Genomic DNA, 10,721 nt, shown 5'->3' with positions numbered 1-10,721 from the left:
GAAGAAGGTTGCCAAGGAAGTTGCCAACTGGGACCGCACCCAGGGTCACAACAAGATGCAGTCGATCCTGCAGGCCCACCCGGACATTATCGGCGTGATTTCCGGCAATGACGAAATGGCGCTCGGCGCGATTGCCGCCCTCAAGGAAGCCGGCAAGCTTGCCAGCGTCAAGGTCGGTGGCTTCGACGGCTCTCCCGACGCGGTAGCCGCCATCAAGGCCGGTGAGCTGCAATATACCGTCCTGCAGCCGGTCGCCACCTTCTCGGCGGAAGCCGTCAAGCAGGCCGACAGCTTCATCAAGACCGGCAAGACCGGTGCCAAGAGCGAAAAGCAGCTTTTCGATTGCATCCTGATCACCAAGGACAATGTGGGCAAGTACACGGCACCCTTCGTCCTGTCCGAGTAATGATATCGGGGGCGCCGCAAGCCGGCGCCCTCACTCACTTGAGCGCTATCAGCGTCCGCTGGCAGCACGAGCCCTTGGCGGAATATCACACAGAACTTGCAGAAATTCTTGTAGCGAACTGTTCTTTATATTCTTTTCTCATAGCATGACACTCGCCGCAGCAAGTCAACTCCGCAAGGATCAGCGTCAGAGGCCAAAGTGACAGACAAGACAAGCTCCATATCATTCCTGAAAGACGAACTGCCGAGCGACAGCCGGCATTCGCGTCAGATCGCCAGGCGCCAGATGATCGCCGAAGCCGTGATGACGGAAGGGTCTATGCGCATCGAGGACCTGACTGAGCGTTTCGGCATCAGCCTGATGACGGCGCATCGCGACGTCGACGAGCTCGTCAGCCGAGGTCTTTTCCGAAAGACGCGCGGTATCGTTACCGCGGCGGCAACGAGCCTGATCGAATCGAGCGACGTCTATCGTGCCAACCGGCAGGCAAGCGAAAAGAAGATTATTGCCGCAACCGCGATGCAGTTCGTCGAGCCCGGTCAGGCGATCTTCCTCGACGATTCCACCACCGTCCTGCAGATGGCATCGCACCTGCCCGCCAAGGTGCCGCTGACGGCGATCACCAATTCGCTGACGCTGATGAATGCGCTGAAAGACATGCATGACGTGACGCTTCTGGCGCTCGGCGGGCAGTACTATAATTGGTGCAATGCCTTCATGGGCCGGATGACGATCAACGAAATCAATCGCCTGCGGGCCGATGTTGCCTTCATTTCGATGTCGGCGGTCATCGATGGCGCAGTCTTTCATCAGTCGCCCGAGATCGTCGATATCAAGCGGGCAATGTTTAATAGCGCCGCCAAGCGCGTCTTGCTGATGGACCACACGAAGTTCGAGCGGCGGGCGCTTCATAGTTTCGCGCATTTGAGCGAATTCGATGTCGTCATCGTCGACGAGAAGACGCCCGCAGATCACCTCGAGCGCATGCGCAACAGGAACATCAATGTGGTCGTCGCCAAGGCCGACAAGGAGCGTGCGTGAGCGACGGCCCCGGCATGGGCCGCCTCACCTCGTTTACGATCAGGAGTAACAGGAATGCCGAGTCTGCTCGGGATCGACAGTGGTTTGACCGTCACCAAGGCCGTCATCTTCGACATCGACGGCACGCCGCTTGCCGTTGCGCGCCGCCGTGTGACCCAGTTCATGCCGAAGGCGCGACATGTCGAACGCGACATGGACGAACTCTGGACGCGCACTGCCGAGGCCATTGGCGAGGCGATCAGGCTCAGCGGGCGTCCGGCCAGCGACATTCAGGCTATTGCTGCGACCGCGCATGGCGATGGCATTTATCTGCTCGACAGGGCAGATAGGCCGCTTGGGCGTGCCATCCTCTCGCTCGACAGCCGCGCCGGATCGATCGTCGAGCAGTGGCTGAAAAGTCCGCTTGCCGACGGATCTTTGAGGCTGACTGGGCAGGTGCCGCATGTCTCGGCCCCGTCTGCGCTGCTTGCCTGGATCAAGGCCAATGAGCCTGAGCGTTTTAGCCGGATCGGCCATGTCTTGAGCTGCAAGGACTGGCTGTGCTTCTGCCTGACCGGCGTCGTCGGCACCGACCGCACCGAGGCCAGCACTTCTTTTACCGATGTTTCGACGCAGGACTATACGCCGGATGCGCTGAAGCTCTTCGGCGTTGAGGCAATCGCCGGCGCCCTGCCGCCAGCCTCACGATCCGATGAGGTTGTCGGCTATGTGTCCGAAGCCGTCGCGAAACGGACGGGCCTTGCTAGAGGCACGCCCGTCGTTGCTGGCCTGCATGATGTGACGGCTTCTGCCCTTGGCGCCGGCGGCTATGCCGATGGCGTCGTCGCGGTCATTGCCGGCACCTATTCGATCAACGAGACGCTATCGTCGGAGCCACGCGTCGACAGTCGCTGGTTCTGCCGAAATGCCATTGCGCCGGGCCAATGGAACAATATGTCGATCTCGCCGGCATCCTCGGCGAATTACGAGTGGTTTCTCGACAAGCTCTGCGCCAGCGACGCCGCAAACGCCGAGGCTGCCGGCACGTCCATCCATGCCGTACTCGGTCCCGAGATCGAGGCAGCCTTCAACCGTCCATCGAGCGCGCTCTTCCATCCCTATCTGTTCGGCTCACCCTATGGTGCTGAGGCCACCGCCAGCTTCTTCGGGCTTGGCGGCTGGCATGACCGCGGCGACATGCTGCGCGCCGTCCTCGAAGGCATCGCCTTCAACCACAAGATTCACGTCGATGCCCTAAGTGACGGTTTTTCCTTCGATCAGGCAAGGCTGGCGGGCGGCGTATCGCGCAATCCGATCGTCGTGCAGATGTTTGCCGACGTGCTCGGTCTGCCTGTCACCATCACCGAGATCGATGAAGCCGCCGCTTGGGGGGCCGCCCTTTGCGCCGGCGCTGGGATCGGTGTCTATGCCAGCCCGCAGAGCGATCCGCGCGATGTCGGCAAGATCGCGAGGACCTATCGTCCGGATTCCGCCCGCAGCGCCGATTATCGCATCCGCTACGATCTCTTCCGAGACATTGCAGAAGCGATGGCGCCGCTCTGGCCGCGCATCGGCAATCTCGCGACCCGCCACTCCCTAGGCTAGACCGAAAACTGTGCCGGATGGGACGAGTTCCATCGCGGCATTCACCAGGATGATGATGTTATGACCGATATGGCCGCCGATCTGAAACAACGCTTCTTGCAACTTCAAGACGGGGATATCGACGTTGTCATCTTGGGCGCGGGCGTCAATGGCGCCGGATTGTTTCGCGATCTTTCTCTGCAGGGCGTCAACTGCCTGATCATCGACAAATCGGACTTCGGCTCGGGAACGAGTGCCGCACCTTCGCGTCTGATCCATGGCGGTCTCAAATATCTGGAAACCGGCGAATTCCGGCTGGTCGCCCAATCGGCATTCGAGCGCAACCTGCTGCTGACGAACGCGCCGCATTGCGTCGAGGCGCTGCCGACCTTCGTGCCGGTCTTTTCCTGGATGCGCGGCATACCGGCTGCCCTCCGCACGCTTTTCGGATCGACGACGGCGCCGCGCAGCCGCGGCGCCGTGCTCATCAAGATCGGCCTTGCGCTTTATGACTTCTTCGGATCGCGCAACCGCGTCATGCCGCGCCACAGGTTTCTGTTGAAGGGTCGGGCGCTGAAGGAAATGCCGCATGTGACGCCGCAGATCGTGGCAGGCGGCATCTATTACGACGCCAAGATCAGCCGGCCGGAGCGGTTGGTCTATGAACTGGTCAATGACGGACTTGAAGCCAACAAGGGCTCGCTGGCGGCGAATTCCACAAGGCTGGTTTCCGCCACCGACGGTCTACTGACCTTCCGGCGTTCGGACGGCTATGCCTTTTCGGCAAAGCCAAAGCTCGTCGTCAATGCCGCAGGTCCCTGGATCGATCAGGTCAATGCCGCTCTTGGCGCACCCGCACATCTGATCGGCGGCACCAAGGGATCACATATCCTGCTCGATCATCCGGAACTGGTGCGCAGCCTCAACGGCCATATGATCTATTTCGAGGCCGATGACGGCCGCATCTGCCTCGTCTATGGCTATCTCGGCCAGGCTTTGGTCGGCTCGACCGATATCCCTTACGACGATCCCGACAATGTGCGCTGCGAGGAGCCGGAGATCGACTATTTTCTCGACAGCCTGCGCTCGCTTTTGCCGAGCCTGCGTTTTGACCGCAACCAGGTGACATACAGCTATAGCGGCATCCGGCCCCTGCCCGCTTCCGACGCCTCGTCGCCGGGCCTGATCAGCCGCGATCACTCAGCACCGGTTTTCGAGCCGCAGACGGGCCGTCCCTTCCCGATCATCTCGCTGGTCGGCGGCAAATGGACGACGTTCCGCGGCTTTGCCGAAGAGGTCGCCGATACGGTGCTGGCTCGCCTTCAAATCGGCCGCAAGACATCCACTGAGCGTCTCGCCATTGGCGGCGGCCGAGATTTTCCGGTAAGCGCCGATGAGCGCACGCGCTGGATCAAGAGGGTTGCAGCAACGGCCGGTGTCGAGGCGAGCAGAGTGGATGAACTGCTTGGCCGATACGGCACGACCGCTGCGGACATCCTTGCTTACCGCTCCGAATACAATGACGATCAGCGCATCAGCGGCGCGAAACGTTATAGCGCGCTGGAGATTGACTGGATCGCGCGGCAGGAGATGGTTGTGCATCTATCCGATATCGTCTTCCGCCGCACCACCATGGCGATCGAAGGCCTGCTGACGATCCAGGGACTGCGCGAAATCGGCGCGATTGCGGCGTCCGCTCTGCAATGGGATACCCAAAGATTAAGTGACGAAATCGACGATGTCGTCACGTCGCTGTCGAAATTCCACGGACAGACACTGAGCGAAGAAAGCAAACACCGAACGGCCGGCCCAGCGACACGCTGATCATGCGGCTCAGGAGAAAGCCGGTTGGAGCAAAACGGCAAGTCAACTCTCGTTATCATTCAATGGCCTTCTTCCAGCCAATATCTAGAATAGCATTGGCTGGTTACCCGTTGCGAATGTCCGCGAAAGATAGAGGATGAGCTCACTCAGATATGAAACCGAAGTACAACCTCATGTTGCAATCCGCAATAAGATCTTGATCTCACTGATGATATTTCCGAATGCGCAACTAGCCTGCCGCTGGTCAGCGGTTCAAGCCATCTTTAGTTTAGCATAGGGAAACCTCGCCCCAATACTGTACTCGAAAATTGCACGGTTCTTATAGTAGCTATTTTCATAAAGTACTGTGTTCAATCCTAAGCTTGCCCCGAGTATTCCAATGTGAAGGCGATCTGTATGGACCGCATCAAAGCAGGAAAGATATGCCGTCAATCCCGAGCATACCGCTTCAGTAAAATCAGCGCTATGCCAAAAGTTGCCATTCCAGGACATTGAAATGTCCACATTGTTAGCTGGGAGAGGTGCCGCATCGATGCGTCTCTCGCCGTCAGTGCGGAAGCATCCATGGCACAATCAGCACGAGTGCAGCCTTGCGGACCTTCACGCTGCCGATTTGGTCCGATTCGGCTGCCTGCCGCGCCAGGATCGGCACTGGCGGATAAAGGCGCAAGGTTTCCTCGATGACCGCCCGGCACCAGTTCAGCGCCGGAATATCATCGACGGACGGCACCCAATCTCCGCAGACGGCTTCGATTTCCGCATGAACCGCCGCCTCCACCCAGGGCGCGCCGGCAAGCAGATACCAGGCCCAGGTGAGGGTCGCTGCCGTGGTTTCATGGCCGGCCATGAAGATGGTGGCGGCTTCGTTTCTCAGCGCCACGACGTCGAGTTTCAGCTCGGGATTGCGCTGTTGCCGGCGGATCAGCAGCTCGACCATCGAGTTGTTGTCGCCCTTGCCGGCCAGATGGTCCTCGATCACCTGATCGATGATGCGGTGTATCCGCTTGACCGACCGGCTGAGGCTCGGCGTCCTGATGATCGGTAGCCCTCGTCAAAGCCGAGGAAGTAGCCGAAATTGACGGAATCGACCAGCGACTGATAGCCCGCAAAACCCTCGGTGACGGCATTGGCACTTTCTTCGCCGAGATCATTGCCGAAAACGCTGCGGGAGATGATCTTCGCCGTCAGCCCCGCCATTTCGAACAGGGCGTTGACTTCGGCGCCCTCCCCGAGGTTCTGTCAGCGGTCGGCAAGCTCGCTTGCCGTGCTCTGCATGATCGCGCCAAAGGCCGGCACGCGGTTCTTGTGCACGATATCGGAGACCAACGGACGGCGCTGTTTCCAGGTCGCCTTGTCGGAAATGAACAGTCCGTCACCCAGCAGATACTCCAAAGCGCGTCGCATCTGCGGCGTCTTGCGCTCGAAATTCTCATGGCGCTTGGCCACCACATAGCGGATGGCATCAGGCGAATTGACGATGATAAGCTGGCGGCCGAGAAGCTTGAACTCTGCCACATGTTCGCGATAATCGGCACGACGCCAGATCGACAGGAAATCGCTGCGCGCCTGCAGCATCAGCCTCAGCGGCTGGCCGGGTTTTCCACCGTAATAGGCGGCATGTGCCGGCTCGAAATATTGTGACGACTGATCGGCGTGCTCGACGATTTCGGTTTTCTGATCAAGCCAGGCCAGCATATCGGTTCAGAACTTTCGCGCCTTGCGGCCGGTGAGGATGTGAGGGCAGCCGAGCACAACCATGCCCGGCCGCGCTCACTATATTCATTTCGCAACCGCAGAAAAGCCTCCCGGATCGGCGGAGGCGAAGACCTCTTCGGCATAGCAATCACCAATCTTCGCCTAGATGGCTTCCAGCGTGAAGAGCTCATCCAGTGTCTGGCGCCTGCGGATCAAGCGATGTGTCTCTCCGTCGATCAGGACTTCCGGTGCATAAAGACGGCTGTTGTAGTTCGACGACATCGTCGCGCCGTAAGCGCCGGCACCATGAAATACGAGATAGTCGCCGACATGGGCCTCGGGCAGATCGCGCGTTTCAACCGTGCCATTGTCCGTATGCGTGAAAACATCACCCGATTCGCAGAGCGGACCTGCGACGACGGTTGGGAAGATTGCTCCGGCGGCACCGCGAAGCGTCTCGCCTGGGATGACGGAGATATGATGATAGCTGCCGTACATGGCAGGTCTGGCGAGATCGCTGAAACCGGCATCGACGAGGACGAAGCGGTTACGGCCCATCATCTTGACCGCCCTCACTTCAGCCAGCAATACACCGGAATCCGCCGTCAGAAACCGGCCGGGCTCGATCTCCAGCCGGATTGCGTGGCCGAAATGCGCCTCGATCTCGCGCCGGGCCTTATCCCAGAGCGAAAAATAATGGGCAGGATCGATCTCTTCCTCACCCTCCCGATAGGGCACCGAAAGACCGCCGCCGGCCGAAATCGCTTCGATATCGACATCAAGCGCGCGGCAGAACTCAATCATTGCGCCGCAAACGCGCTGAAGGTGCCGATAATCGACGCCGGAGCCGATATGCATGTGCAGGCCGACAAGCTTCAGCGAATATTGCCGCGTCAGCGCCACGGCCTCCTGTAACTGCTCGAACCAAATGCCATGCTTGCTGGTTTCGCCGCCGGTGTTGGTCTTTTTGCTATGGCCATGTCCGAAACCGGGATTGATGCGCAGCCACACCCGATGGCCAGGCGAGCGCTCTCCCAATTGATGCAGCATGTCGATGGAGCCGATGTTCACCTCTATCTTATCGGCAATGACGCGTTCCAGCGTCGGCCGGTCGAAGACATCGGCGGTGAAGACGATCTCCGCATCTTCCGACACAGTGCCGGCAGAATAGCCCGCCCGCATTGCCCGCTCGATCTCGCCGAGCGAAACGGCATCGACCTGCACACCCGCCTTGCGCATCTCTTTCAGGATATGAATGTTCGAACAAGCCTTCTGCGCAAAGCGAATGACATCGAAGGCGGAAAGTTGCGCGATGCGGCGGCGGATCGCTGCGGCATCATAGATCCAGAGCGGCGTTCCATATTCGGCGGCAAGCGCGCTCAGCGTTTCATTGGAAGGAATGGTCATCTTGTCTCGATAGGGTCCAGGCAGGAAGGATCAACGATGAATAATAGTATGGGCGGAGCGACTGTGTCACTCCACCCTTTCTGAATACAAAGGTGCTGCGGCTGGCTAGCGCTTGGCGGCTGCAAGGGCCTGCTCGAGATCGGCAATGACCTCCCTGGCCGAGTGCAGCCCGACATTCAGGCGGATCGTTCGGTCGCTGACACCGAAGCGCGCGAAGACATTGGTTTCCGGCGAGATGCTGAGAGCAGCACTGGCGGGGACCACCAGGCTTTCCGGCCCGCCCCAGCTGACACCAATACGAATGACGCGCAGCGCATCGACGAAATCCGCCACGTCGATGCGGTCTGAAACCTCGAAGGAAAACAGCCCGCCGAAGCCGGAGAAGGTGCATTTTCCGGCATGGTCGCTGAAAGCCGGATGCATGACATTGGTCACATCCGCATGGGCGTTGAGCCAGGAGGCCACTTCGAGCCCGGCCTCATGATGATGGCGCATGCGGAATGGCAGGGTTTCCAGATTGCGCAGCACGAGCCATGCCTCGAACGGCGCGAGTTTCGCACCCGTGTAGGGGTAGATTTCGCTGTTGATCCGGTCGATATGCGCTTTGGAGCCGGTAACAAGACCCGCCACCGTATCGCTCTGTCCGCCCAGATATTTCGACGCGGCGTGGATGACGATATCGATCCCGGAAGCGAGCGGCTTCTGATAAAGCGGCGTCGCCCAGGAATTATCGACCATCGTTACCACGCCATGACGACGGGCGGCTTCGGCGATCGCAGTCAGATCCTGTAGCTCGAAGACCATCGAGGTCGGGTTTTCGAGATAGACAAGCTTGGCACCGGGAAGTGCGGCGAGCATGGCTTGCGTATCGGTGCCATCGATATAATCGACGACGACACCGAAACGCTTCAGCACCTTTTCAAAGAAGCGGAAGGCGTCGCTATAGACATGCCGTACGGTGACGATCCGGTCGCCGGGTCCGACGAAGGCGAGAACCGCGGCAGCAATAGCGCCCATGCCGCTCGAAAAGGCGCGCGCCTCTTCCGCACCCTCCATCTCGGCGATCTTGCGTTCCAGAAGCCGCACGGTCGGATTGTCGCCGCGCGAATAGATCGGCCTTCTCGAGCGGCCCGCGAAAACGTCCTCGAGCTCCTTGTAGCTGTCGAACAGGAAGAGCGACGTCTGGTAGATCGGCGGCACGGCGGCATCGAAGGGATCGCTCGTTGGCGGCATCAGCGTATCGGGAATGGCGTGCCGGTAGGCATCGAATCTTGGCGTCTCGTTCATGGCGTTCCTCTTGGATAAGGGGTGAAGTGTCGATTGGCCAACAAGGCGGTCCGGTGCATCGCTCGGCAGAATGGCGCGCCATTCCCGCCATCCGACAAAGCCGCCGAGGACGGCAGCAGGAGCAGAAGCGGGATCAGCAGGTAGCCCTGCGGCGCAAGCCCTATGAGGGCGGCAAGCCCAGCCACCGCGGGCAGCGCGACCGCCAGAACGAGCTGGCCCATGCGCGGATCGTTCATATCGACGGCTGTATTCATCATGCAGCTCGCGGCAACGAACCGAGGACGGGCTTCCCATCCTGCGCGGTCAAGCCGGTAAGATCCGGCAGCAGCAGCCGATCCAAGAAGAAGCGCTCGCGCAAAAGCATGACGAGCAGCGCCTTCTTGTGCGGGAACTGAATATGCTTGACCTTGGCGAAGCCGGAGCGGTCGAGATTGCGGATCTGCTGGGCATGATGATGGATCGGCTCGCCGACGATCCTGCGGGTGCGCGGATCGGCAAGGAAAATGTAGTGCATCAGCGACGGCAGCCAGGCGCCGACGAAGGCTTTTCCGCGGAAATCATCCTCGCCGATCGCCACATGCCAGCCGCGGTCATAGCCATCGGCGTCGTAGTGCGGTCCGATTCTGTCCTCCTTCGCCCAATAGAGCTCGAAATAGCCGAAGGGCACGCCGCCGAAGGTTCCGATCAGCGGCAAGGTGCGCGGATCGGCAAGGCGGCCCTCGATGAAATCGCGATGATAGGAAAGGTCGCCGCTGTCTTCCCATATGGCGGCGACCCTGGGATCGTTCATCCAGCGGTGGAAATGCGCAAGATCGGCCTCGATATCGGCGACATGAAAGCTAAGCTGCGCATTCAGCCAGGGAATGAAGCGGCTGTAGACGGGGCCAGCCGGCTTCGGCGGTCGCTGCGGATGAAGGGTTCCATTCGTCAGGACCGGCACTTCCGGATAGGCATTCGGCGTGTTTCCGAGCCAGGGCCTTGCTTGCTGAAAAAAGGATTCGGGCCGCACGACGAGACGCTCTCCGCTACGCTCGATCGCGCCCGCTTTCAGCAGACGGATTGCGAGGTCATCGTCTGCAAGTTCGATCTCAAAGGAGATCAGTTGCGGATTGCATGCCAGAATGGCTTCTGCGACGGCATTGACGATGTCCTCGCCGCCAACCGGCAAGACTACAGTGGAGATGGTGTCGAAGATCAGAAGATTGGCGGCCGGACCCGACAGATGGCCAGAGGCAACCTTGGCCTCCTGATATTCGACGCGGAAGCTGCCGGGTGCCTGCCCAGGCGATATGGTGAGCGGCTGGCCGCAAGTAAGCACACTGCTTGCAAAACCCGATGCCGGCAGGCGCAGCTCAAAGGACGTCTCAGCCGCTCCACCACTCCTCATCACCAGGGAAGCATCCATATTTCATCTCCATATGCCCAAAACCGCGCCTGTTAAGATCGGCGAACCGAGCACAGCGCCGATTTCGCAGTGACGAGCGACACCAGCGGAAAT

11 protein-coding genes are annotated in these 10,721 nt (G+C 59.9%); 4 read left to right on the top strand and 7 right to left on the bottom strand.

The features are described from left to right. The 4 genes from Q4Q11_RS02510 to Q4Q11_RS02495 all read left to right on the top strand — a co-directional run. The coding region (locus tag Q4Q11_RS02510) for a substrate-binding domain-containing protein (RefSeq protein ID WP_498568496.1) at nucleotides 1-406 on the top strand (406 nt) is incomplete at its 5' end. Nucleotides 407-604: 198 nt separating this feature from the next. Beyond that, nucleotides 605-1,447 (top strand): DeoR/GlpR family DNA-binding transcription regulator, encoded by an 843-nt coding sequence (locus Q4Q11_RS02505; RefSeq protein WP_498568495.1) that lies wholly within the window; start codon nucleotides 605-607, stop codon nucleotides 1,445-1,447. A 54-nt stretch (nucleotides 1,448-1,501) separates the two neighbouring features. Beyond that, the gene (locus Q4Q11_RS02500; protein ID WP_498568494.1) at nucleotides 1,502-3,031 is read left to right on the top strand and encodes an FGGY-family carbohydrate kinase; all 1,530 of its coding nucleotides are present in this window, start codon (nucleotides 1,502-1,504) and stop codon (nucleotides 3,029-3,031) included. A 60-nt stretch (nucleotides 3,032-3,091) separates the two neighbouring features. After that, nucleotides 3,092-4,834: a glycerol-3-phosphate dehydrogenase/oxidase gene (locus tag Q4Q11_RS02495; RefSeq protein ID WP_498568493.1), complete on the top strand. Its 1,743-nt coding sequence runs from the start codon at nucleotides 3,092-3,094 to the stop codon at nucleotides 4,832-4,834. Between the two features lie 547 nt (nucleotides 4,835-5,381). Here the strand turns inward: Q4Q11_RS02495 and Q4Q11_RS02490 are convergent. The 7 genes from Q4Q11_RS02490 to Q4Q11_RS02460 all read right to left on the bottom strand — a co-directional run bounded on the left by Q4Q11_RS02490 (nucleotide 5,382) and on the right by Q4Q11_RS02460 (nucleotide 10,628). Beyond that, complete coding sequence (locus Q4Q11_RS02490) at nucleotides 5,382-5,813, bottom strand: cytochrome P450 (protein WP_498568492.1); 432 nt, start codon at nucleotides 5,811-5,813, stop codon at nucleotides 5,382-5,384. Then, complete coding sequence (locus Q4Q11_RS02485) at nucleotides 5,810-6,031, bottom strand: hypothetical protein (RefSeq protein WP_498568491.1); 222 nt, start codon at nucleotides 6,029-6,031, stop codon at nucleotides 5,810-5,812. The genes Q4Q11_RS02490 and Q4Q11_RS02485 overlap by 4 nt, the downstream gene beginning before the upstream one ends. Nucleotides 6,032-6,073: 42 nt before the next feature. Next, nucleotides 6,074-6,529: a cytochrome P450 gene (locus Q4Q11_RS02480; protein WP_498568490.1), complete on the bottom strand. Its 456-nt coding sequence runs from the start codon at nucleotides 6,527-6,529 to the stop codon at nucleotides 6,074-6,076. Between the two features lie 162 nt (nucleotides 6,530-6,691). Further along, the gene (lysA, locus tag Q4Q11_RS02475) at nucleotides 6,692-7,936 is read right to left on the bottom strand and encodes a diaminopimelate decarboxylase (protein WP_498568489.1); all 1,245 of its coding nucleotides are present in this window, start codon (nucleotides 7,934-7,936) and stop codon (nucleotides 6,692-6,694) included. 105 nt (nucleotides 7,937-8,041) lie between these two features. Further along, entirely contained in the window at nucleotides 8,042-9,223 is a 1,182-nt protein-coding gene (locus Q4Q11_RS02470; protein ID WP_498568488.1) for a PLP-dependent transferase, read from the bottom strand. Beyond that, nucleotides 9,220-9,480, bottom strand: a complete 261-nt coding sequence (locus Q4Q11_RS02465; RefSeq protein ID WP_498568487.1) for a hypothetical protein — start codon at nucleotides 9,478-9,480, stop codon at nucleotides 9,220-9,222. The genes Q4Q11_RS02470 and Q4Q11_RS02465 overlap by 4 nt, the downstream gene beginning before the upstream one ends. Then, on the bottom strand, nucleotides 9,477-10,628 hold the full coding sequence (locus tag Q4Q11_RS02460) for a GNAT family N-acetyltransferase (protein WP_498568486.1): 1,152 nt from the start codon (nucleotides 10,626-10,628) through the stop codon (nucleotides 9,477-9,479). The genes Q4Q11_RS02465 and Q4Q11_RS02460 overlap by 4 nt, the downstream gene beginning before the upstream one ends. Nucleotides 10,629-10,721: the final 93 nt, after the last annotated feature.

This window comes from Rhizobium sp. UFLA01-1127, assembly GCF_059803845.1.
The sequence above is the reverse complement of the archived record's forward strand: the minus strand, read 5'-3'. Positions and strand labels throughout refer to the sequence as shown.